We start from the raw sequence: 24,086 nt of genomic DNA on the forward strand, positions 1-24,086 counted from the left end.
AAAAAAGCTAAAACTGGTGGATTTAAGATATTTGACGCTACTAGACTCAAATCCACGATCGTTAACTCCCATTTTTGATTTTTTTAATATTGTTTCACCCATAATTGTTGCACGAGAAGCGATCGATGGCGCGATCGAACCTTTGACTCCGAAAGCTCGATCGGACTAAATACGGCTGCGGGTGTGCAGTAGACACCCGCAGCCGTTGTAGGGTATGCAGCACACACCCGCAGCCGTTGTTTTTTAACTCACTAAGCCACTGCCAAGTAAGATTCTAGGGCTTCGGAATCGCCGATCAACTTGCCGTCGATAAATACTTGCGGCACTGTTGTGGCACCAGTTACGGCCCGGAGCGATCGGGTTGTGATGTCCTGGCCCAGGACGATTTCTTCATAATCCAAGCCCTTTTCAGTCAGCATGGCCTTAGCCTTAGCGCAGAAGGGACAGCCTACTTTTGTAAACACCGAAACCACCTTCGGCTTGGTTGCTGAAGAGTTGATGTACTTGAGCATCGTCTCAGCATCGGACACCTTGAAAGGATCGCCCGGTTCCTCCGGTTCAATAAACATTTTCTCAACCAAACCATCTTTGACCAGCATCGAATAGCGCCAAGACCGCTTTCCAAAGCCTAAATCTGTTTTATCTACCAGCATTCCCATGCCTTCAGTAAACTCACCGTTACCGTCGGGAATTAACGTCACATTGTTTGCTTCTTGGTCTTTTGCCCATTCGTTCATCACAAAGGTGTCATTGACGGACATACAAACGATTTCATCTACGCCATTTTCTTTGAAAACCTTCGCCAATTCGTTGTAACCGGGGAGGTGCGTTGAGGAACAAGTGGGAGTAAATGCTCCCGGTAGCGAGAACACCGCTACGGTTTTGCCTGCAAACAAGTCATCGGTGGTGACATCCACCCATTCGTTGTCTTTGCGAGTGCGAAAGGTGACTTTGGGTACTCTTTGACCTTCTTTGTTAGGCAGCATAATTTTGAATCCTTGGGTATTTGGGTTAAATTGCTTCGTTCATCATAGCGTACTCATAACGAGTATGACTTGTCAATGGGGGCGGGTTTTTTCTTGGGACTGCGGAGCGCGAGTCAGTTGCTCGTCTTTGCGACAGCTTGGCGATCGAGCAGATTTAAAACTTGCTGTTTAGGGCGATCCCATAGCTGCAAGCTTCGCTAACGCAAATTCTGTCTCCATGCCTTTGCTGCTGCTAGCGGATGAGGATTTTTGACACATTCTGTCAACAGCTCGATATCAAGTTCCGGTAGCAATTCGCTGTTTGTGATTAATTCATAACCGCAGTTTGACACAAACTCAACCGGAATCTCTTCTCGCAAATGGTAGATCGAAAATCTCTCATTTCGCCAGAACCAAACCTCTCGCACATTCAACCTTCTATAGAGTTCTAGTTTATTGATGCTGCCACTGGTAACAATCACTTCAATTACCAAGTCGGGAAATTCTTTATCTGTGCCAATACAGTAAGCTTCATCCGGTTCCGTACCGCCACTTTTTTCCTCTTGCCGCAGAGTTGTAGAGCCAAAAGGGAAATATTCAATATCAGCTTCTACAAAATAAATTTCCAGCAGATTTCCAATGCGAGTTTTACCATTTTCATGGCGGCGAGAAGGTGACATAATTTCTAAAACTCCATCTAAATAAGTAACTCGATATCCCGCAGCATCTCCAATCCGATTTACCAGTGTCTCGTATTCTTCCCAGTTCACCGTATCCGTGATGTAGCGCTCTTCGGGATCTTGGCGTTGGAGTGCTTGTTCTTTAAGTAATGTATCTAGCTCGATTGTCAGCATTAGTATTACCTCATTACAAGTTGTTCTAATTTTAGCAGACGGCGGTTGAAACCAGGTTTACACAAACTTTCGTGAGCCGGACGCAGTGTAAAGAGAATAACCGAACTTTAATCACCTTTTATTCAACCGGCGTCGGCAGGTTTTGTTCGTATCCACGCGGTTTCAACCGCCGTGTTATCTTATTCCCAATCAAACTTTCTCCCCAAATACTCCTCTAATTCCTGATTGTAAGGTTTAAAATAATCGCTCAAGCAGCAGCGAACCGACTCATTTACTCGCGGATAAAAACCAGGATTAGCATTTTGATATTCAGGTAATTGATATTCCGGCAACTCTAAGAATTCTAAAACTTGTTTGACAGTCGCCGCCGCACCTACATAAAAATCTTCACTTTTCAAAATTAATAACTGTTGTTTGGGAAAGCAAGCCAGCCAATTTTTAATAAATTCTATATACCTACCGCGAGCTAAATAATTCCCCGGTTCTTCGCCGATGATGTATTCTGGATTTTGATTCAACCGTTCAATTTCATCCTTAATTGCCCGATCGAGCGATCGCCCTTCCCAATTCAAGCCCTTTAAGCGGTAGAAATGAGAAATCGCGCGATCGACCGGATTTCGCAACAGCACAATCAGCTTAGCCTCTGGAAACGCGCTGTAGAGACGTTTCGGCGCTTCCCGACAGTCAAAATAACTTGGACTAGCCTCACCCGTCACAAACTCGCCTCCCTCCGGCATGGGCGGGAAATGAGCCAAATACCAATCAATTCCCCTGTGAAAATGCCACGAGAAAAAATCCATCTCCTTTTTAATCGGAGTCAGAATTTGCGGGTGTTCAGCTAAATAAGTGTACAGAGAAGTCGTGCCGCACCGCTGAGAACCTATAATTATAAAATTAGGAAATTTAACTTTATCTGTTGTTTTTGTAAGAGGCAAATTGCCTGTATTTTTAAGTAGAGCAGATGCCAAAGTTTGTTTGTAACTAGCAGTTTGATAACAATCAATCGCCTCAGCAATTTTGTCTTGTCTCGTCAAAACTTCCCCCAAATTCAAATAAGGCCAAAAAGCCTCCGGTTGAGCTTCCACAACTTCACGGTAAAAGTTCTCAACTTCATCCAGCTTGTTTTGCTCAACCAAAACTTCCCATAAATTGTAATAAAACCACCAAGGATTATCGGGATTTATTTGGATTGCTTGCAAAAATGCCGCCGCCGCTTCCTCCCCATATTTTTGCTGGCTCAAAACCGCACCTAAATTGTAATATGACCAGCAATCATCGGGTTTTTGGGCGACTGTGGCGCGGGCGGAGGCTAAAGTGCTAACGTACTTTTCTTGCTGCTGTAACAACTCCTCTAATGCCACTGACAGTTCTGCACAACTCGGAGCGTATGTCAAGAGAAGTTGGTAAAAAATAATTGCGCTTTTTGGGCGATCGTACTTTCCTAAATTTTTTCCTAACTGCAAATAAAACTTCCAATTTTCCGGTGTAATTTGCAATTGACACTGTTCTAATACTAACTTTAAATCAGACTTGGTTTGTCCGAGAACATACCCCAATTTATCATAAATTCCCGGCAAACTTCCGTCAATTTCCACAGCTTTTAAATACGCAGCAATAGCTTCATCCCACTGTTTGAGTTGAGTTAAAGCATCGCCTAAATTGCAAAAAGACCAAGCAAAATCCGAGTTGAGAGCAATCTCGCAGCGGTAAGCCGCAGCAGCCTCTTCCCATTCCCGAAGTTTCAGCAAAGCATCGCCCAGATTGTGATAAGACCAAGAAAAATCAGGATTTAACTCAACAGCTTTTTTGTACGCGCAGACAGCATCATCCCACTGTTCGAGTTTCAGCAAAACATCGCCCAAACTGTGATAAGACCAAGAAAAATCAGGATTTAACTCAACAGCTTTTTTGTAAGCAGCAACAGCCTCATCAAACCGACCGCTTTCTTGCAGGGAATTACCCAAATTATGGTACTCATTATTCATGCAAAACTCCTGCAAAATTCATTAACTTTTCCAGCGATTTCAAATCCAACTGCATATTTTGATGTATGGGATTTTTAGTTATTCCATCATCAAACAAATCCCCAATTAAATAGTAATGTTCCAACTCGCACAAATTGCTAATAGTCCAATAACAAGTTGGCACATAAATTGGAGAAAATATCTCAATTACCTTAGTTCCCGGAGAGCAGAAAACTAGATTAGTCAATCCTGCTCCGTGAGGTGCGACAACTACTTTAGCAGCAGCCAGACACGATGCTTGTTCGGCTACCGACATCGTTTCCAGCTTGACACTGCGAAACCCCAATTTTTGTAAGTAATTAACTACTTCTTCTTCGTTGACAATTCGTCGATAGGATGCTTGTTCGCGACTGATATAAATTCGTTCTGAATATTCGGTTTTTAGCGGTACTTTTGGGTTTAAAAATGACTGTTTGAGATATTCACACTTCCATTTTGAGGTTCCAGATCCATCTTCACAAATTGACGGAACTATTAACTTATCGGCTGTTACATGAAAGGAACAGTGACTTTCTATAATTTTATCTTGAGGGATTCCTAAAGTATTTAGAGTTTCTGTTTTATAAGTATAATCGCCAGCATTCACAACAAATTTATCTACACTCTCTATTAACCCGCTCCGCTGCAAAAGCTCAAACCGGGTAATGACATCAAACATCCAATGAAAATAAGCGGCTCCTCCCCAGCGAGCCGACAAAAAAGCAACAGTTCCATCTATATGTTCCGCAGGAGGTAATTTGTCGGAAGTTACTATTAATTCAGGAGAACCAGTTGAAACATCGACAACAAGTTTATTATCTGAAGTAATTGCCACACTATTAATGACATCGGCCCAAGCTCGTCCGTTTGGCAGTATGGCAACGAAAGCTTTTTTGATATAAAATTTATTGGGCGAGAATATGTGATTATTGTGGGTTGTTTTGGAAGCTGATAAATTGATTTGAGCGGCTGGATAGATGTCAATGCAGGTGATGTTCGGATTTGACTCTGCGGCGACTATCAAATCCTCTGTAAAATTACAGTATTTTTGCAGAACAGTTAATGGTAAGATTTGATGCCTGCATTTTGCCCGATCGCTCTCATCGACTTCTCCTTGTTGTTCCAGAGCATACCCTATATTATCGTAAGCTTCAAACAAATCGGGTTGAATTTGCAGGGCTTGAACTAAATTAGTGATTGCAGGTTCCCACTGCTGTTTGGCCATTAAACTCAAACCCAATCCTTCGTAACACCAACAGGATTTTGGATCGAGATTTATGCCTTTTTCGTAAATGGCGATCGCCCTTTCCAATTCCCCTTGATTCCGCAGCGCATCGCCCAACTTTTTGTACAGCCAACTCTCATTGGGTTCTAGCTCAGCAGCACGGCCAAAAGCCACCGCTGCTTCCGGCCAATTTTCTTGTTTTTCTAGAACTTCGCCCAAACTATTGTACAGCCAACAATCATCGGGATTTAATTCAATAGCTTTGCGGTAAGCCGCCGTCGCCTCTTCCCAATTTTCCAGCGCCACCAAAGCCTTACCTAATCTCTCGTAAGACCAACAAAAATCGGGATTCAGTTCAACTAACTTGTGGTAAGCCGCCGCCGCGTCTTCCCACTCAGAAAGCTCCATCAGCGCATCGCCTAAATTATTGTAACTCCAACAAAAATCGGGATTTAATTCAATCGCTTTGTGGTAAGCAGCAGCGGCTTCGCTGTATTGCTCGATCGCCTGTAAAGTTTCCCCCAGAAAGTGGTAAGCCCAAGTAAAATTAGGGTTAAGCGCGATCGCCCTTCGGTAAGCGGCCCCAGCTTCCTCAAACAAATCTTTTGCTTGCAAAGCTTTACCCAACTTGTGGTGAGTCAAGTAATTCTCAGACTTAATTTTGATAGCTGTTTGATAGCGGGCGATCGCCTCATCCAAATAACCCGCATTTGCCGCCATATCCCCCAACTTTTCCCAACCCAGAGACAACAGAGTTTGCTCTTCGCCCAATTTTTGATTGTCAGTTTTTTTGACCATCAGTTGATAGCCTTTGTGTACTACTTCTAACTGAGTTGCAAACATCTCCAAAAAAACATCGATTCCAATTTTAGTATCTTGCTCCGGGCTATCGGGAAAAGTAAACTCGTAATCGTCAAAAATCATCAATCCGCCAACTTTCACTAACCTCCAAGATAAAATCGCATCTTGCAAAGCGCTGGTGGGTTTGTGACAGCCGTCAACATAAGCAATATCGTAAAATTCCGAAGTTAAATTAATTAACAGATCTTGAGAGTAACCTTCTAATTCAATTACTTTCTCGGCAACTCCTGTTTGAGCAATATTACCCTTAAAATGTTGCTGAAAATACAAATCAATACAAGTAATTTTTGCCGTCGGATCAGTTAAAATATTATCCAGCAGCCAGCAAGCCGACATTCCCTGAAAACTGCCGATTTCCACAACTTGAAAATCTGCAATTCCGGTAAATTGCTGCAAATGCCGTTTCCAAATAGGAATATTGTGGGTAAACCAATCTTGGGTAAATTGATAATTTTTCGCCGCACATTCCGGCCAACCTCTCAATTCACTGGCTTTTTGGTGGCAAATAATTGCTTCGGCCAATTCCCCTAATTGTGGTAGAATATTGCCTAAATCATTGTAAGCCTTAGAGTTGCTCGGATCGATTGCGATTTGGTGGCGGTAAGCAGCGATTTCTGCGTATAATTCCTGTTGTTTCGCCCGCACTTCCTGAAGTTTGGCGACAACTTCCGCAGCATTGGGATCGATTTTGATGGCCATGCTATAAAATACGATCGCACCTTCCAACTGCTTCTGTTTCGCTAAACTGTTGCCTAAATTTATAAAAAATTCCGCTCCATCTAACTCAATTCCCAGCAATCTGTGGTAAATTTTCCCGCTAGCAAGTTGTTCAATATCTTGACAGTAAACTGCGATTGTGCTATCTAAACCCGATTCGCTGCGCTGCCGCAAAACATATCCCAATCTCTGATTAATTCCCGTCAAATTGGGTTCGATTTGAATGGCGTGGAGGTAAGCGCTAACAGCTTCATCCCAGGATTTTTTGCAGGTTAAAGCAATTCCCAAATTGCAGTAAAACCAAGGAATATCTGGATTGATAGCAATCGCTTGGCGGTAACAACTAATAGCTTCTTCCCACTGTTGTTTTTGAGCCAAAGCTTCGCCTAAAGAATTGTGCGCCCAATAGAAATTATCATTAATTTCCAGAGTCTGACGGTAACATTTAATTGCTTCATCAAACTCGCGTTTCTGCGCCCAAACATTGCCCAAACCAAGGTAAGCACGGGCGTAATTCGGATTGATTTCGAGGCTTTTGCGGTAACAGGCGATCGCCCGATCGCATTCTCCTCGCTCTGCCCAAGTTTTACCCAAACTGTGGTAAGATTCAAAAGAATCTGGATTGATGGCAATGGCTTGTCGGTAATTGGCGATCGCCTCATCCCACCGCTTCTGACCTACCAGCATTTCCCCCAAATTGTGATAAGCTGTTGCCAGTTGCGGGTTTAACTCAATTGCCCGCGAATAACTTTCGATCGCTTGTGGAAAATTGCCCAATTCAACTAAACTATTTCCCAGGGTGACGTACTCGTCAGCAGTTGCCCAATTCGGCTCGATTTTAAAAGCTTGATACCAACACTCAGTCGCCTTTTCTCGCTTCTCCAACTGCGTCCAAACTTTCGCCAACTGTCGGTAAGCAGCAGCAAAATTGGGCGCTAGGGCGATCGCTTTTTCACAACTGGCGATCGCCTTTTGCCACTGTTTTTGTTGAGAATACAAAATGCCTAAATTAGCGTAAACTTCCGGCAAATTTGGATTGCGATCCAGCGCCGATTCATACCACTGCTTAGCTTGTTCAATTTCACCTCGCACCTGCATCACCTTTCCCAGCGTTTGACAAGCAACAGCCAAATTCGGTTCAATTTTCAGCGCCGACTCGCAAGCAGCAATCGCCTCATTCAATCTTCCTTCAGCTAAATGAATTTCTGCTTGCCGATTCAAATCAACCGCTGCTTTTTCCATCTTCTCAATCGAGGGCATAATTAAACTTACTCCAAATGCCAGCTAACCCAAACCAACCACTTCAACCATCTTTTTGAGCGAACTCAAGTTCACCAAAATATCTTCAGTCAGCGAATTTTGATACATTAACTGTCTAATAGGATAGCATTCAAAAGCCTCGCCAGCCAAGTAATAATGATTTAACTTCAAATGTTGACTAATTCCCCAGTAATAATGGCTGATATAGTGAGGCGACACCAACTCAATTACTTTAGTTCCCTGCCGACAAAAAATCGTATTAGTTAAGCCGCTACCGTGGGCGGCAACTATCACATCAGCAGCCTCAAAATGAGCAATTTGTTCTACCAAAGACATCGATTCAGGGAAGATAGAAACAAAGCCATATTGTTCCAAAATCTCAACCACATTTTCCTCGTTCAAAACTCGGCGATACCTTGCTTTGTGGCGGCTGATATAAATGCGTTTTGGATAACTCGAACCTGGGATAATTTTCGTGAGAAACTCCCGCCTCAAAAAATCCATTGCCCACCCAGAAGGCCAACCCAAATATCCCGCAAAAGAAGGTACAATTAACTCTGTTGCTTGAATGTGAGGCAGGCGATCGCTCTCCAAAACCTTTTCCTCGGGAATGCCCAGAATTTCGAGACTTTCCCGCTGAAATTGGTGCTGGCAACTGTTCACCAAAAACCAATCAATCTCTGCCAAATCCCTACCGCTTTGCCGCAGCAATTCAATTCGCGGCAAAACGTCCACCATCCAGTGAAAATAGACATTTCCTGACAAACCAGAAAGCACCGCTACGCTGCCATCGATTTGTTTTAAATGCGGAAAAGATTCTAAGTCAAAAACGCTGTGTTTTCTAACATCATGCTTGTCGCATCCCGGCAACAAATCAGGATAATCTCTCGACACATCAGCCAACAAATAATTATCGGGAGTAATGACAGCGATCGCCTTGGAAATCAGCCAATAATTTTGCTGGGGCACAATCCAAACTCGCCCGTGGGGAATCTGTGCCACAAAAGTTTTTGGCGCATCTACAGGTATCGGTTTCGAGTTAGACAAACGGCAAACTCCCCAACCGAGATGCACCGGATCGAACCACTTAGAAATTCGCTGCAGACACAGCCCGCAAGTCAAACCGCCACAATCGGAATTTGCTAATTGGGAATGAACAATTGGTAATTGGGAATTAGCCAGATCTTCGGCGTTTGCTGTCTGGGCTTCCCAAACTATTTCTACATAATTCCCAGCATCCAATTTGGCATTAACCAACCAATCCCAAGTCGATAGATAAATTCCTTGAGGAAGTGCGATCGCATTTGTTGCTATTGCCAGAGAGTTCCCTGTTTGCGATAGTTGCGTATACCCGCAGCTTTGCAATTCTAAAACTTTTTGATAATAGTCGATCGCCCGTTGCCATCGCCCCTGTTTTTCCAGGACTTTTGCCAACTCTACATAAACCTGCGGTAGAGCTGGTTGAACCGTCAAAGCCATGTGGTAAACTGCAATGGCCGCATTCAGCCGTTTTTGCTGTACCAAGCAATTGCCCAGCCGCCAGTAAAGTTCTGGATTTTTCGGATTAATTTGCAAAGCTTTTTGATAATAAGTGGCGGCAGATTCAGCGCCGCCGTACTCTGTTAAAGCGTTGCCCAAATGCAGGTAAATTGCTGCTAAATTATCGCAAATTTCAGCAATTGGTAATTGGGAATCGGGAATCGGTAATCGGGAATCGGTAATTAATCTTCCTTCTTCCTTCTTCCCTCGGACTTCTTCCTTCTTCCCTCGGACTTCTTCCTTCTTCCTTCCCATCAATGCTGCGAGAAATCGATCGCACGCAGCGATCGCCCTTGACAACTCATCATCCTCTGCAGCAGCAGTTTGCCGGATTTCTCCCAAACGGCAGTAAGCCTCAACAAAATCAGGCTTCAGAGCTATCGCCTGCCGAAAATAAGGCATGGCTTCGGCAATTTTACCCAAAACCATCAAAGAAAATCCGGCATCCGTACAGCCCGAAATATGTTGGGGATTTAGTTCGATTACCCGATCGAAACAAGCAACCGCCGCCGAATGTTCCCCCTGCAATTGCCAAGCTTTCCCCAGATTGTAGTGGGCTAAAACCATGTCGGGTTCCAACTCAATAGCTTTGAGGTAAGATGCGATCGCCCGATCGGGATTTTTGCCCTGCAACGCTTGACCCAAATTATTGTGCAGCGTCGCCCAATCCGGCTTAATCTGCATCGCTTGTTGATAAATCTCGATCGCCTCAGCAGGGCGATCGTCCTTCAGCAAAATCACGCCCAAATTGCTGTAAGCTTCCACATAATCCGGCTGTTTGGCAATCGTCTGACGGTAGGTATCAATGGCCGCAGCGATCTGATTATTTTCATCTAAAACCACAGCCAGATTGTAGTAAGCAAGTAGATAATTGGGTTGAAGGGCGATCGCCTTTCGGTAACAGTCGATCGCGCCCAACAAATTACCCTGCTTGTGAAAAATATTTCCCAAGTTATAATGAACTTCCGCCCAATCTGGCTTCAACTCCAGAGTTTTGCGGTAATGAAAAGCCGCCTCATCCAACCAGCAATACTCGTTGTAAAGTTGACCCAAATAAGCATGAGCCAGAACAAACTGGGGCGAAATTTCCAAAGCTTGCACAAAAGCATCTCTTGCCGCCGTCGGGTCTCCGCTCGCTTCGAGAATTTCGCCTAAAGTGGTGTAAGCTAGCGCAGAAAATGGCTGTAGTTCGATCGCCTGATGGCAAATATCGATCGCCTCAGTTAACTTCCCCTGCTTCAAATAAACTTGGGCTTGACGGATGTATGCTTCAGTGCTCATTGCTTCTGGGCAGTTGCGGTTTTTCCCCGCTTCAGGAAAACTTATAAATTATGATTTGAAAGTTTGTATATATTTTAGGCGATCGGGCGATCGATTAATTTCATCAATAACTGGCGATCGATTTTTTTTAACAGTCCCTACTTCAATGCCCGAATTGAAACCTCACCCCGCTGGTAGCAGAGTGAGGTTAAAATCCTTTAAAACACGATCGGCAGTTGTAAGAACAGCCCCAGATGTTATCCAGTGCTGCCCCACAACTGCCAGTTGTTTTAGAACAGTTCTAAGTTGTTCGAGGTAATTGTCAGACCAGGTTGCAACTGAGCAATATTTAGCACTCCACCGGTACCGTTGAAGTACAACATACCGTTTTGCGGGTCGTAAACCAACTTGTTCGCAGTTCCAGGGCTGTTGGCGTTGAAGTTAGAAACCACGATAAACTCGCTGGAATCCAAGCCTGTGCCCAAAGCACCCAACACACCGCCTGACTTCAATACGATCTTATCTTCGGCTGGAATAAAGTCAGTGATCGTGTCTACGCCGAAGTCGCCGCCAAAACCAGCGAAGTAGAAGGTGTCGCTGCCGGCACCGCCAGTCAAGACATCGCTACCTCTGTCGCCAGAGATAAAGTCATTCCCAGCACCGCCATCTACTGTATCGTTGCCTTTACCGCCGTAGAGGCTGTCGCTGCCGTCGCCACCGCTAACGATATCGCTGCCCTGGCCGCCAAAGACTGTATCGTTGCCACTTCCGCCGAGTACGGTGTCGTTGCCTTGGTCGCCAGAAACCAAGTCATTGCCGTCGCCACCGGTAACGGCGTCATTTCCTTTACCGCCAAAGATCCGGTCGTCGCCAGTGCCGCCATCGACCGCATCGTTACCGGTGCCTGTAAAGATAGCGTCGTTGCCACTGCCGCCGCCGATACTGTCATTGCCGCCACCGGAAATAATGATGTCGTCACCACCGCCACCAGCAACGACATCATTGCCGCCAAAAGTCAGAATGATATCGGCTTGTGGGGTGCCGTTCAACCTGTTATCGGTTTGAGCGCCGATAATGTTAGAACCACCACCACTTGTCGGGTTAGAAGTTACTGGCGTTGTTGGATTAGTTACCTGTGTCATTTACACTCCTCCTAAAAGATGAATCATTTTTCTACAATACACTTTTCCCTCCAAAGGGATTCAATAAATGAAACCGGACATCGGTTGAGACCCTAATTGACCCGGCTGCTATAAGCTGTCATGTAATTTAATTTGTCAGCAGGGAGCCCCGGAGCGCGAGTACAATCCTTTATTCGTATAGCAGCAAATATCGGTTTTTTCCTGCTTTGGACTCTCCACTCCACAACTCCCTCCTCTAACACGAAAATATTCCACTTAAACGTTTGTGAGTTTACCATACCTAGCTCGGGTGCGGCTAGTCATTTTTAAAACATTAGTCTGCAAATACACGCTGACCATTTTTAATGGGAGTATGCTCTCAAGATTGAGAATTTGCACCGCAGTCCTTGGCAACTGTCGATCGCCCTGCAACTCCTGTTCGGGCCCGTTCGGGCAGAACAGGAGTTGCAATGTTTTAGTATACTCTCGTTGACCTGACTTTTGAGTTCCCCCAATAGTTCCCAAAAAATCAAAAAAATTTTTAGCGAGTATTCCCAGGCAGCCCAAGCTTGGGGTCGCTTTTGGTCAAAATTGCGCCCCAACACAGTCCTTGAGGGACTTTTGTGGCTCATCACCCCAGTTTTTATCTAATAAAATCGGTGATTTCGGCAATCGAGTTGCGATTAAGGGCCGCACACTAGAGTTAAGACGTTTAGTCAAAGGTGAGAATAATCTGCTGCCGAGCTTAACATTAGTTTCACTCAAAAAATGCAACCGATCGAGCCTAGGTTCCCAACCCGCTGGCACAGGAAGTCACCACCAATCGCCGATCGCCAATGGGATTAGTTGTCTTCGGTTGGCGACACAATGCCAAACAGATTTATCTGCAAAGGGGGAGTATGGGACTGTTAAAAGTGAAACTACACCCTCAGCCTCCTGCATTCAGTTGACAGTTGACAATTGATAGATAAGTTTTTCTGATAATTATATTTAACAATTTAAATTAATCAAATTAATTATTAAGTAATAAAATTCTGGCTAATTGTTAACTTCGAGGAGTACGCCCGCAATTAGAAATTTCGAGGGAATTTGATTGAGCATTCATAGACAAGCTGTACTATTGAGACGATTTGTGTGCTTCTAGTTGCTGAGTTGAGCCGTTAGAATAGCTCTGGTTGTCGTAGCTGTAAATGTGAGGGTCGCTCTCTAAAATATAACCTATCGAAGTAGCTGCATAGTAGCTCAGGGCTAGCAGCGACACTAGATTAAGAATTCGATAAACTGGCTTTTCAGACATTTCTTTCATTTTAAGTCCTATGGTTTGTGTAAATAGCAAAGTTGGCTACAGTGACGGCACGTTTTTTTGAGAAGTTCCCGCCAATACAGCACCCGATCTAAAATCAGAACGCTGGCCTACTCAAATCCTGATGTCCGATCGCCTACAACAAATTTTGCCTATTGGGCAAACAGTTTTTATTGCTATTTCATATTGCACTCTCCCCCTTGCATTGTCTATCTAACTGCGGTAAGACTTCGACGATTTGGGCGTTCTAGAACTCTACAATTGTCTCTGAAAAGCTGCTACATTTAAAAAAAAATAGCTGCTAAAGCTTGCAGCGCAAAGACTGTAGCGGTTTTTGTCCTGCGCGAATTTTTCAAGATTCCACCAATGGCGTGCGGCGGCCGAAAGCCAGAAAAACTATGCAGTTAGTGAGCGATCGCTCAAATAAATATGTCTTAAGTTATACTCAGACCAGCAACAGACCGTGTTACATTGCATATCAAGCTTGAGTATTTCCGGCTTTATAGTAAACAGCATTTTTTTGTTTAAGTGCTGTCGCGCTCGCTCCCGTGCGAGGGAAGACGCTACCTCCCTACACATCTATAAACCAAGCCCGTGCGATCGCGCTACAGCTCGCAAGTCGTAAAAAATACTTTTTGGATTCGGACAGAGATGCTCCCTGATACTGTCAGGAACCTCAGCCATGACAGCATGAGGCTTGTCAGAGTAATCTGGTGACAAAAAAGCAAGATTAAAATAGTAGAATGCAGAATTTGAGAGCGGTCAAAAAATATTGACCTTGTAGATGCACATGGTTATGGAAAAACATGATGAAGATGCGATCGCTGCCACGAGCGATGTAGGGGGGATAAGTTATGACGAAACACCCGACAGCGTTTGAGTCAGTTACTTCTACAACTTATTAGAACAATTACTCGGATTTAACTGCAACGACAGACTTTTTGCTGGTAATTTGCAAAAGGGATAGGGGCAGCACAACAGGCCAAATCAGAGGGCCGATTACTAAGGCTATCCAAGAGATTAAGTCAGTTTTTGATGTCGCACTATCGTTCCAAAAACTTTTGAACCAAACAATAAAAACGATTAAGGCAATCGCAAAGTAGCCAATAACGATCATTGTTTTACCTCTTAGTCTATAAGATGGGCTCGAATTATTGATCATTATTATATCTCAGGGTGCGGTTTGCCGATCGCCAATTTTCCCCGACCCTGCAACTGTCGATCGCCCAAACTTTCACAGATATCAGACTCCACGCCCCAAGATGTCGCCTTCAACACGCACTTTGGCGACAGCCAGCGGCGCTCAAAGCCTTGCTCTCATGAGTTTTTGACGTTTCGTCACACTTTGAGAGCAGCCCGGAAATGACCCCAAAGGCGATCGACTATCTCGTTCTTCGGTGATTTAACTCACCTATACTCCCAGACTTCGATCGCAAGTATAGTTCAGAACGATCGCACAGCTTAGCTGACGGCAATCACCCTACTGTCATCTCAAACACTGCATATTAGAACAGTCAAGATAAACGAAATTTCATGCAAGCTCTGACTTTACAATCCGATCGGGCGATCGCTGAACTATTCTATCAAGTAACCTATTCAGGCAATCTGACTCGCACTCAAAGCCACAAACTGCTTTCGTTCTGCCAAAGCGCTCTGAACCAAGATGACCGAGATGCAGTCAACCGCCTGCTTTACGCCATCCGCCGCGGATGGATCGGGATTTCCGATTAGTTTCTTCAGACAGCAAGTCGAGCTCGGCACTTCTACTTTGTCTCCTGTAAAACTTTGGCAGCAAAATTTCCGCCAACAGGTCACTTCATTAACCGTCTCAAAAAAAATAAATGTGCTGCGATCGAAACGATCGAACCCGGTTTCTTGAACAAGCCGGGATTTTTGATGTGAATCAGTCAGGAATCTGCAGTCAGCAGTCAACAGTTAGCATTTATTCAGTACATCCACAAAAAAAACACACCGCGACACCCGGTAAATGCAGCCAAAACCTGGTTTCTGAACACCTTAAAACTTTTACCTTTAATTAAGTCGATCGATTTATTTATAGCAATTCGGGGCAACATAAGGTACGAGCGGAAAAAATGTAATTGGTAATTGGTAATTGGTAATTGGTAATTGGTAATTGGTAATTGGTAATTGGTAATTGGTAGTGCCCTATACCCTAGGCCTTATGCCCTAGGCCTATGGCATATTACCGCGATCTGGTGTATCTCATTTAACTGAAAAAAAATATTATGAGATAAATATTAATTTATTTGTCGCACTCTCTTAAGGAAAAATACAGATTTGGGAGTTGCCAAAAGCGAGGGGTCGAGACGGGGTTGGTGTTTCGAGTTTCCCTCTCAATGAGGAAAGAACCGATCCCCAAGTTGGGCTGACACAAATCACAAATCAAGGCCGAATGGATCACATTAACTCGCGTATTTGAATCACATAAAACTTTGGAAAATTAGTCAATACTACTAAAAGCCAGTTCAAAAAAAACACAATGATGACCCAAACGCTTTTACCTCAATTTAGTATTGCAGAGCTAGTCTTTCAGGTATATCACTCGGGTTTGTTGACTCCCACTCACCGACGCCAGCTCCAAACAGCGCTGTTAAATGACCGTCTTACCGAAGAAGATCAAACAGCCATCAACCGCTTGCTCCACGCCGTTCGGCGGGGCTGGCTGAAAGTCGTAGACTAAACTCAAGTACAAAATTTTTTGCAGATTCTGTGGAAATGCACAGTCAATCGATTTTAGTAGATTTTAGATTTAAGATTTAGTCAACAGATGAATCTGGAGATTGAACAGTAATCTAAAATTTTTGCCTCTCCAGTCAGGATGGTACGCGGTACGGTATCAGTTGAAAAACGCATTCACCTAAAAACAGAATTAAATCCCCTCAATACAATTAGGATTTAAACTAAAGGTAGGGTGCGCCACCAGCACCCCGCGGTTTAAAGTTCTATTTTGCCCGTTTATCAGAAAAATGGGTTGAAAACCCCGTACTTTTAGGACGGCTTTAAGTCAAGTAAATGCGTCAATATTTAAATTGTTGAAAAATACAGAATTGCGACAATCCTTGGGACAACCCTTTCTTCACGTAAGTTTTGAGACTAGAATAAAATCAGTTCACTCTTCAAATAAGAGGTAACTCAATCTTGCTCGCAAACTACGTTTACAAACTGCGTCCAAATCAAACACAAGACTCAAAAATGTCTGGCTGGGTAGATATGTTAAGAAGCCACTACAATTGGTGTCTCAACGACAGAATTACTCACTACCACCAACAATTCATCCAAGGAAATTACTGCGAGATTAGAACTCAAAGCGAAGTTTCCCCATTAACCTGCTATGTCAGTAAAAATGGTGCAACCGGAAATCCTTGGAAAGACTCAAAAACCGATGCTTCAGGTAAGACTAAGAACCCCCGTCGCAGTGCCGGCGACATTCAAATAACAGCATTACCTGACTTAAAAACAGCTAGACCTTGGTATATTGGCATTGACTCAACAGTTTTACAACAGAATGTTAAACGCTTAGACATTGCCTACAAAAACTTCTTTAAAGGTAAAGGATTTCCGAAATTCAAAAATCGGAGTAACTTTACTTCTTTCACCTTCGTAATGGGAGTCAAAATACAAGGTAATAAAATTTACTTACCAAAACTAGGTTGGATGCGGTTTTACAACTCGCGGTCAATCCCCGATGGTTTTACCATTAAGGCTTGTGCGGTAAGAAAACGGCAAAATGGCTGGTATGTATCTATCCGAATTGAGGACAAGTCTATTCCCGACTACCTGACAAAATCTCTGGTGGATGTTGTGAAAATAATTGGCTGTGACCTAGGGATTACCAAATTAGTTCATTTGTCTGACGGACATCAGATTAAGAATCCTAAAATTGCGACCAATAAAAAAGCTAAACGTACCCTGAAGATTAGACAGAGACGGGTTAGTCGTAAAGTCAAAGGTAGTAAAAATCGCAAAAAAGCGGCTAAAAAAGTCGGACTGTTTCATCAAAAGATTAGCGATAAGCGTCAAGCATATCAATGGAAAATCGCTCGGGAAATAGTCGATCGAAATATTGATGCAATTGCCTTAGAAAATTTGAATATTTCAGGAATGATGCGCCGATGTCGCGTAAAAATCGATAAAAAAACGGGAAGATTTCTCAAAAACGGACAATCCAGAAAGAAAAGTTTAAATCGTTCGATTTCTGATGCAGGCTGGTCTGAATTAACTTTAAAGATTGAGTATTTAGCTGCGAAGCAAGGAAAAGTCGTAATTAAAGTTAATCCTAAATATTCGAGCATTGAATGCAGGAAGTGCGGTCATATTGACAAGTCTAGCAGAGATGGAGAAAAATTCATCTGTACTGAATGCGGCTATTACGAACACGCCGATATAGGTGCTGCAAAAACAATCAGAGATAGAGCTTTAAAAATGGTACGCGGGGACTCCGCGAAACCAGGGATTTTTTTTAATCCCCAAACGCTTGAGGAGCTTGTTGCAAGACAAGGATAGCAGCCCACCTTTTTAGGCAAAAGGATTGCGCCCAAGAACCCGCACACTTGCGCGGGATATTAAGATCGAAATGTCTTAAGAATCCCCGTACCTTAAGGTCGGGGAGTGTCAATTACTCAGAAATTTTGCCATCAGGCATCATCGCTTCTCTCAGATTCGCCTCGTTTAAATTTGTCCCGCGCAAACAAGCTTGATGCAGGTTTGCTCCCCGGAGATTTGCTCCCTTAAGGGAAACTCCGCTCAAATCAGCTAGATGAAGATTCGCACAGCTCAAGTTTGCTCCGTTCAAATTAGCTCCCTTCAAATCCGCTTTTTCGAGATTGGCTTCGGTCAAATTTGCCCAACTCAAATTTGCTTGAGTCAGCTTAGCATGGCTGAGATCAGCTTGTGTAAAGTTGGTGTCGGTTAAATTTGCTTTGCTGAGGTTGATGTGGCAAAGTTTTACTTCTGTCAAGTTGGCACCTTGCAAGTTAACGTTAACTGCATAAACTTGCATCAAGATTGCCCGCTGAAGGTTGGCCTCTCTCATGTCTGCACCTCTGAGACTCGCCCCGGTTAAATCTGCCCCGCCTAGCACCGCACTCCGCAAGATGGCTCCGCTTAAGTTGGCTCCCACCGCCTCGCATTCGCCGAAATTAGCCGACATGAGGTTGGCTTGGCTGATATTTGCTTGGCTGATATTTGCTTGATACAGATTGGCTCTGTAAAGGATGATGCCGATCGCATTTATACCTTTTAAATTAGCTTGACTCAAGTCAATATCGCGCAAATTTGTCCTTGACATATTCGCCCCGCTCAGGTCTATTTTGTGAAAAACCCGTTCTCCGGCTGCATACCGTCTGAGAAGTTCGTCTGCATTCATGTCATTTCCCCCAAAATATTTAATAATATCTTTGATATTTCAATCATATTAGGCATGAGCGACCTTTACATTTCTTGGTCTGAGTATCATCGGACAATTGAGGATTTGGCTGTAAAAATTGATGAATCTCAGTGGAAATTCGATCGCATTGTGTGTCTCGCGAGGGGGGGGCTGCGGGTGGGCGATATTCTGTCGCGGATTTTCGACAAACCTCTGGCGATTTTAGCGGCCTCGTCCTACGGTGGGGCGGAGGGAAAAGTCCGGCGGGCGATCGAGTTTGCGGCTAATTTGACAATGGTGGGCGATAATTTGGGCAGCCGCATCCTGTTAGTTGACGATTTGGTGGATTCGGGAATTAGTTTAGATCGAGGTATCCTTTGGCTGCAAAACCGCTACGGCGAAGATATTCAGGAAATTCGGACTGCTGTACTTTGGTACAAGGCTTGTTCTGTGGCGAAGCCGGATTATTATGTAGATTATTTGGCTGACAATCCTTGGATTCATCAACCTTTTGAAATGTACGAAAAAATGAGTGCGGCTGATTTTGCGACGAAAGTTGGGAGTTAGGCTGTCATATCAATTCCGGTTGCACTCAAACATGACTGTTGACTGTTGACGGGCGGCTCTAAAAACTGAATGGTTGACTGTTGACGGGCGGCTCGATTTTATTATTCCGATGCAACCGGAAACGATATCAAAGGCTAAAATCCGGTCAAAACTTCCTATGGTTTTGCCGATGTTTTGCACTTTTTGGCATAGTCAGTCAGGGGTGGAAACCCCTGTATCACAGCTAAACTCCTCTCAATCAAAACTGAATATTTATTAAGGTTTGGCAGTGTGTTTCAACTGAGATATTGCACCATTATCAATAAGCCTTTTATGGGCGGGCTAGGAGCAACTGCCCACAATAAAATTCACTCTTTGTGAAACGGGCAAGATGGCTGTTCTTGAAAATGGTGCAATATCTCAACTTCAACCTACTTTAGCTACGAGACGGGGAATAAATTCCCGGCAGAGTTGTGGGTAATTGCAAGCGGCCCGATACAATTAGCGAAATGAAAGAATCCGATCGCCCAATTCGACGCTTCCAGCCAAAACTTCCAGCCGCGCCCACTGATCCGCTGCCAAAATATCCTCTAAACCAGGACTTTCACAGTTATCAGCTTGGTGTTTGTCGCACACCTGCTCAATCAACTTCGGAATATCCAAAAATGTAATCTTTTCGTCCAAAAATAGCGCTACCGCCTGTTCGTTAGCCGCATTCAGCACCGCAGGCATGGAGCCGCCCGCACGTCCCGCTGCATAGGCTAACTGCATACAAGGATACTTTTTGTGGTCGGGTTCTCGGAAAGTTAAATCCCCGGATTTTACCAAATCCAGCCGCGGCCAATCTGTAGGAATTCGCTCCGGCCAAGACAAAGCGTAAAGCAGCGGCAACCGCATATCCGGCCAGCCTAATTGCGCCAAAACCGACGTATCTTGCAGTTCAATTAACGAGTGAATTATGCTCTGGGGATGGATGACAATATCAATGTCGTCATAATCCATGCCGAACAAGTAATGAGCTTCAATTACTTCTAATCCTTTGTTCATCAAAGTAGCAGAATCAATGGTGATTTTCTGCCCCATCGACCAATTCGGATGTTTCAAGGCATCGGCGACTGTTACTTCTGCTAAGAAGTCGATCGGCAAATCTCGAAAAGAACCGCCGGAAGCTGTAAGAATAATCCGGCGCAACCCTCCCGCCGGCAAGCCTTGCAAGCACTGAAAAATTGCCGAATGTTCCGAATCAGCCGGCAATACTTTAACACCATATTTTTCGATTAAGGGGTTGACAACGGGGCCGCCGGCGATTAAGGTTTCTTTATTTGCTAAGGCGATATCTTTGCCTGCTTCTATAGCCGCAATTGTTGGCAGCAAACCCGCACAGCCAACTATGCCGGTGACTACGGCTTCAGCGTCGCCGTATTTGGCAACTTCGACAACGCCTGACTCCCCAGCAAGTAAAATAGGTTGAGGGTCGATATCTGCGATCGCCTCCTGCAATTCCTGTAATTTATCTTCGTCACAAATCGCGACAATTTCTGGTTTAAACTGGCGAATTTGCTGCGCCAGCAACTTGACATTTCGTCCTGCTGTTAACCCGACAATCCGAAATTGTTCGGGGTATTGAGCTACAATATCCAGAGTCTGAGTGCCGATGGAGCCTGTGGAGCCGAGAAGAGTTATTGCTTTCACAATTTTTTAAGGTTTTGTGGATTATTCTAATATTACGATTGCGGGAACTAAAATTAGCGGTTAACTATTGCGTGGCAAGCACATTCGATGACATTATATTTTGACCGATCAGCTAGTGCCAGATTTCATGGAGAATAGGGAAAATTTTGTTGATGACAGTGAGGACATCAGTGTCTCGATCGCCGAAAATATAGAAGAAGGTCGATCGCAGCCACCGTCGAGTCTGGTTTGGGCGATCGCCACCGCTGCGGCAATTTTCTTTTTTTGTAGCAGTTTGCGGCACGCTTTATTCCAATCAACAGCTTTCGATTTAGGAATTTTTGACCAAGCAATTTACTCCATCTCCCAAAACCAAACACCTTTTTCTTCTTTAATGGAGATGCACATTTTGGGAGATCACGCAGCGGTAATCTATTATCCCCTAGCTTTGCTCTACAAAATTTACCCAGACGTGCATTGGCTGCTGTTGGTACAAGCAGTTGCTTTATCCTTGGGAGCTTTGCCTAGCTGGAGTTTAGCGCGTTTAGGCGGTTTAAATCAAGAACAATCTAGGGCGATCGCAATTATTTATTTGCTCTACCCAGTCGTATTTAACATCAATTTATTTGATTTTCACCCGGAAGTAATCGCTTTACCTGCAATTTTAGCAGCAATTTTGGCAGCGCGTTTAAATAAAATCCTGTGGTTTTGTACCACAATTTTGTTAGTTTTGAGCTGCAAAGCAGTTTTGTCCCTAACCGTTGCTGCTATGGGATTGTGGCTGTTTTTTTGCGAAAGAAAGCAGCGGTTGGGGGCGATCGCACTTTTGCTAGGCGTAGCATGGTTTTTGATTGCTTCCCAGAAAATTATCCCCTACTTTAGCGGTAGTGAAGTCGCCGGAGTCGGGCGCTACAGCTATTTAGGCAAATCCGTAATAGAAATAATCATCAACCTTTTATTAAAACCACAATTAATCTTAGGAAGAATCCTTTCCATCGATACAATAAAATACTTATTCATCCTGATATTACCCGTGATTTGGCTGCTACTGCCATTTCCCCGCCCAAACAACCTCAAATATTTAACAGCCCTAATTCCTGCCATCCCTACCCTAATTATCAATATCCTCTCTGAATTGTCATTTCAACGCAGCTTAGCCTATCAATATTCATTGCCGATACTTCCATTTTTAATAATAGCAGTCATCGCCAAAGAATCCAGCCGCAAAAACACCCAAGTGAAAACCGAATCGCAAATATTTTCGCCCTCCAAAACCGCGAATTTACCATTTATAAAAATACCAATGCCGCAACTGTGGCTGGGCATTCAATTGCCGAAACAAATGATAATTTGGTCATTAATAATATTCTTAATTTTCGGAGAATATAAAGATTTTTTTCTGTATTTGAATAGACTAGATACCTGGCAAGCCACGCGGGAAGCAGTCGCACAAGTTCAACCCCAAAGCAGTATTTTAACAGATAACAGACTTGCCCCTCACTTTACCCACCGCCCCATCGTAAAATTGCTTTCACAAATTTCACCCCAAACAAACTTAGCTGAATTTGAATACATATTATTCAACCTGCGCCATCCCTGGCCCGACACTGAAAAAATTGGAAATACCTTAGCCAATCAACTAAAAAATGCTCCTAATTTTAAATTAACTTATCAAAAAAACGACGTTATACTATTTAAACGCATCCCAGGTTAACCCAACAGAATGCTAACTTTAAAATCCGCAAAATTCCATCCAGTATTTTTAATGATTGTCGTGACAGCCATAATCTTATTTATCGCCAGTAGCGTGCGGCACGCATTATTTCATTCAACTGCATTCGACTTAGCAATTTTTGACCAAGCAATTTACTTAATCTCTCAAAATCAAACGCCATTTTCTTCATTAATGGCCATCAATATTTTAGGCGATCACGTGGCGTTTATTTTCTATCCGCTAGCTTTACTTTATAAAATATATCCCGATGTTCACTGGCTGTTATTCGTACAAGCCGTTTCCTTAGCTTTAGGTGCTTGGCCTTGCTGGAGTTTAGCACGTCAAGCGGGATTAAACGAATCAAAGGCGATCGCCATTGCAGCAGTTTACCTGCTTTATCCCGCAGTATTTAACGTCAATCTGTTTGACTTCCACCCCGAAGTAATTGCTGTACCCGCAATCTTAGCAGCAATCTTAGCAGCCAGACTCGATAAAATCCTGTGGTTTTGTGCCGCCACAGTATTAATTTTAAGCTGCAAAGCCGTCCTATCTTTAACCGTCGTGATGATGGGTCTTTGGCTGTTTTTCTTTGAAAAAAAGAGCAGGTGCGGAATCATCGCTATATTTCTCGGCGCGGCTTGGTTTTTGATAGCAACTCAAGCAATAGTACCGTATTTTAATCAAGGAAAACAGCACGCAGGTGTGGGGCGATATCACTATTTAGGAAACTCGGTTTTTGAAATAGTTGTTAATTTAGCGCTTAAACCTAGCTTAGTAGCCAATCGCCTGATTTCAGTAGAGACTTTGGGATATTTGATTTTGTTATTTTTGCCCGCAATCTGGTGGATTTCTCCTCGGCATCTTTCGCCCTTAATTGGTGCTTCGCCGATGCTATTGATGAATATTCTTTCCGATATTGACGCGCAGAGAGATTTGATTCACCAATATGTTGTGCCGATATTTCCATTTTTATTAATTACTATAATTGATACGCTAGCAGATAGACAAAAAAGAGGAAGTAATTTCTGGAAAAATGTAATTAATTATCTGTGGAATCATCACAACTGGATGCCGCAAATCTGGACAAAAGTATCGCAGCGTATTTCGATTAAATCTGTTAAACGTATCTGGAAGCACCGGATTTGGGTTCGCCGAAGCGGGAAAAGTGGCAAATTGCTATTTACTAACTCTTTGCTGTCAAAATTATTAATTTTGTGGTCGCTGTTAACTTTTTTAGCCTTGGCTAAGTACGGCTATTTTGGAACAATTTATTTAGAGTCTCTCGATACTTGGCAAGCTACGCGACAGGCAATTAACAAAGTGGAAACAAAAGGCAATGTGTTAACAGATAATTCCCTAGCAACTCATCTCGCTCACCGAAAAACAATTAAATTGCTGCATCAAGTTGCCAACGGACAAAGTTTGAATGAATTTGACTATGTACTGCTAAATTTGCGCCATCCTTGGCCGGATACTGCCGATACTGCTGCGAGTGTCGCGGCTCAACTTAAAAATTCTCCTGAATTTAAGATTAGCTATCAGCAAGACGATGTATTTTTGTTTCAAAAAATCAGCAATTAGTAAACTTATTGCAATAATTATTCATCGCTCAAAACCAACCGCAGATTTAAGGCAGAGAAACAGAGAGAAACGCAGATAAT

At 43.6% G+C, this 24,086-nt stretch carries 16 protein-coding genes; 7 read left to right on the forward strand and 9 right to left on the reverse strand.

From position 1 onward, the window contains the following. Positions 1-16 precede the first annotated feature (16 nt). Positions 17-169, forward strand: coding sequence for a hypothetical protein (locus tag QUA97_RS04995; RefSeq protein WP_333193562.1), 153 nt, complete (start codon positions 17-19; stop codon positions 167-169). 82 nt (positions 170-251) lie between these two features. On the opposite strand, the gene QUA97_RS05000 is transcribed toward QUA97_RS04995, so the two are convergent. The 7 genes from QUA97_RS05000 to QUA97_RS05030 form a co-directional block, all read right to left on the reverse strand. Then, positions 252-986: a glutathione peroxidase gene (locus QUA97_RS05000; protein ID WP_194068975.1), complete on the reverse strand. Its 735-nt coding sequence runs from the start codon at positions 984-986 to the stop codon at positions 252-254. A gap of 197 nt (positions 987-1,183) precedes the next feature. After that, positions 1,184-1,819 (reverse strand): Uma2 family endonuclease, encoded by a 636-nt coding sequence (locus tag QUA97_RS05005; RefSeq protein ID WP_194068973.1) that lies wholly within the window; start codon positions 1,817-1,819, stop codon positions 1,184-1,186. A 179-nt stretch (positions 1,820-1,998) separates the two neighbouring features. Further along, positions 1,999-3,804: a tetratricopeptide repeat protein gene (locus tag QUA97_RS05010; RefSeq protein ID WP_333193565.1), complete on the reverse strand. Its 1,806-nt coding sequence runs from the start codon at positions 3,802-3,804 to the stop codon at positions 1,999-2,001. After that, a complete protein-coding gene (locus tag QUA97_RS05015) occupies positions 3,797-7,885 on the reverse strand; it encodes a tetratricopeptide repeat protein (RefSeq protein ID WP_333193568.1) in 4,089 nt (1,362 codons plus the stop codon). Before QUA97_RS05015 ends, QUA97_RS05010 begins: the two co-directional genes overlap by 8 nt. Positions 7,886-7,909: 24 nt before the next feature. Beyond that, entirely contained in the window at positions 7,910-10,705 is a 2,796-nt protein-coding gene (locus QUA97_RS05020) for a tetratricopeptide repeat protein (RefSeq protein WP_333193570.1), read from the reverse strand. A gap of 269 nt (positions 10,706-10,974) precedes the next feature. Further along, a complete protein-coding gene (locus QUA97_RS05025) occupies positions 10,975-11,826 on the reverse strand; it encodes a calcium-binding protein (protein WP_333193573.1) in 852 nt (283 codons plus the stop codon). 1,096 nt (positions 11,827-12,922) lie between these two features. Beyond that, positions 12,923-13,111: a hypothetical protein gene (locus tag QUA97_RS05030; RefSeq protein WP_194071117.1), complete on the reverse strand. Its 189-nt coding sequence runs from the start codon at positions 13,109-13,111 to the stop codon at positions 12,923-12,925. A 1,530-nt stretch (positions 13,112-14,641) separates the two neighbouring features. On the opposite strand from QUA97_RS05030, the gene QUA97_RS05035 reads away from it, so the two are divergent. From QUA97_RS05035 to QUA97_RS05045, 3 genes are all read left to right on the forward strand, one after another. Next, entirely contained in the window at positions 14,642-14,839 is a 198-nt protein-coding gene (locus QUA97_RS05035; RefSeq protein WP_333089770.1) for a hypothetical protein, read from the forward strand. 769 nt (positions 14,840-15,608) lie between these two features. Next, positions 15,609-15,809 carry a hypothetical protein gene (locus QUA97_RS05040; protein ID WP_194071114.1) on the forward strand — a complete coding sequence of 67 codons (201 nt, stop codon included), beginning with the start codon at positions 15,609-15,611 and terminating at the stop codon, positions 15,807-15,809. 458 nt (positions 15,810-16,267) lie between these two features. Next, positions 16,268-17,632 (forward strand): RNA-guided endonuclease InsQ/TnpB family protein, encoded by a 1,365-nt coding sequence (locus QUA97_RS05045; protein ID WP_194071113.1) that lies wholly within the window; start codon positions 16,268-16,270, stop codon positions 17,630-17,632. A gap of 112 nt (positions 17,633-17,744) precedes the next feature. On the opposite strand, the gene QUA97_RS05050 is transcribed toward QUA97_RS05045, so the two are convergent. Beyond that, positions 17,745-18,494, reverse strand: a complete 750-nt coding sequence (locus tag QUA97_RS05050) for a pentapeptide repeat-containing protein (protein ID WP_333193577.1) — start codon at positions 18,492-18,494, stop codon at positions 17,745-17,747. A 54-nt stretch (positions 18,495-18,548) separates the two neighbouring features. Here QUA97_RS05050 and QUA97_RS05055 point away from each other — a divergent pair, with 54 nt between their 5' ends. Continuing rightward, positions 18,549-19,061, forward strand: coding sequence for a phosphoribosyltransferase (locus tag QUA97_RS05055; RefSeq protein ID WP_333193580.1), 513 nt, complete (start codon positions 18,549-18,551; stop codon positions 19,059-19,061). 480 nt (positions 19,062-19,541) lie between these two features. Here the strand turns inward: QUA97_RS05055 and dxr are convergent, their stop codons facing one another. Further along, the gene (gene dxr, locus QUA97_RS05060; protein ID WP_333193584.1) at positions 19,542-20,732 is read right to left on the reverse strand and encodes a 1-deoxy-D-xylulose-5-phosphate reductoisomerase; all 1,191 of its coding nucleotides are present in this window, start codon (positions 20,730-20,732) and stop codon (positions 19,542-19,544) included. Between the two features lie 127 nt (positions 20,733-20,859). On the opposite strand from dxr, the gene QUA97_RS05065 reads away from it, so the two are divergent. Both QUA97_RS05065 and QUA97_RS05070 read left to right on the forward strand, forming a co-directional pair. Next, entirely contained in the window at positions 20,860-22,425 is a 1,566-nt protein-coding gene (locus QUA97_RS05065) for a DUF2079 domain-containing protein (RefSeq protein WP_333193605.1), read from the forward strand. Positions 22,426-22,434: 9 nt separating this feature from the next. Further along, a complete protein-coding gene (locus QUA97_RS05070; protein WP_333193586.1) occupies positions 22,435-24,006 on the forward strand; it encodes a DUF2079 domain-containing protein in 1,572 nt (523 codons plus the stop codon). The last annotated feature ends 80 nt before the right edge of the window (positions 24,007-24,086 follow it).

It is taken from the genome of Microcoleus sp. CZ3-B2 (assembly GCF_036705055.1).
Classification (GTDB): domain Bacteria; phylum Cyanobacteriota; class Cyanobacteriia; order Cyanobacteriales; family Microcoleaceae; genus Microcoleus.

Coding starts and splice junctions, on each gene's coding strand:
- QUA97_RS05000 (WP_194068975.1), bottom strand. CDS start 986: ATGCTGCCTAACAAAGAAGGTCAAAGAGTACCCAAAGTCACCTTTCGC.
- QUA97_RS05005 (WP_194068973.1), bottom strand. CDS start 1,819: ATGCTGACAATCGAGCTAGATACATTACTTAAAGAACAAGCACTCCAA.
- QUA97_RS05010 (WP_333193565.1), bottom strand. CDS start 3,804: ATGAATAATGAGTACCATAATTTGGGTAATTCCCTGCAAGAAAGCGGT.
- QUA97_RS05015 (WP_333193568.1), bottom strand. CDS start 7,885: ATGCCCTCGATTGAGAAGATGGAAAAAGCAGCGGTTGATTTGAATCGG.
- QUA97_RS05020 (WP_333193570.1), bottom strand. CDS start 10,705: ATGAGCACTGAAGCATACATCCGTCAAGCCCAAGTTTATTTGAAGCAG.
- QUA97_RS05025 (WP_333193573.1), bottom strand. CDS start 11,826: ATGACACAGGTAACTAATCCAACAACGCCAGTAACTTCTAACCCGACA.
- QUA97_RS05030 (WP_194071117.1), bottom strand. CDS start 13,111: ATGAAAGAAATGTCTGAAAAGCCAGTTTATCGAATTCTTAATCTAGTG.
- QUA97_RS05035 (WP_333089770.1), top strand. CDS start 14,642: ATGCAAGCTCTGACTTTACAATCCGATCGGGCGATCGCTGAACTATTC.
- QUA97_RS05040 (WP_194071114.1), top strand. CDS start 15,609: ATGATGACCCAAACGCTTTTACCTCAATTTAGTATTGCAGAGCTAGTC.
- QUA97_RS05050 (WP_333193577.1), bottom strand. CDS start 18,494: ATGAATGCAGACGAACTTCTCAGACGGTATGCAGCCGGAGAACGGGTT.
- QUA97_RS05055 (WP_333193580.1), top strand. CDS start 18,549: ATGAGCGACCTTTACATTTCTTGGTCTGAGTATCATCGGACAATTGAG.
- QUA97_RS05065 (WP_333193605.1), top strand. CDS start 20,860: ATGGAGAATAGGGAAAATTTTGTTGATGACAGTGAGGACATCAGTGTC.
- QUA97_RS05070 (WP_333193586.1), top strand. CDS start 22,435: ATGCTAACTTTAAAATCCGCAAAATTCCATCCAGTATTTTTAATGATT.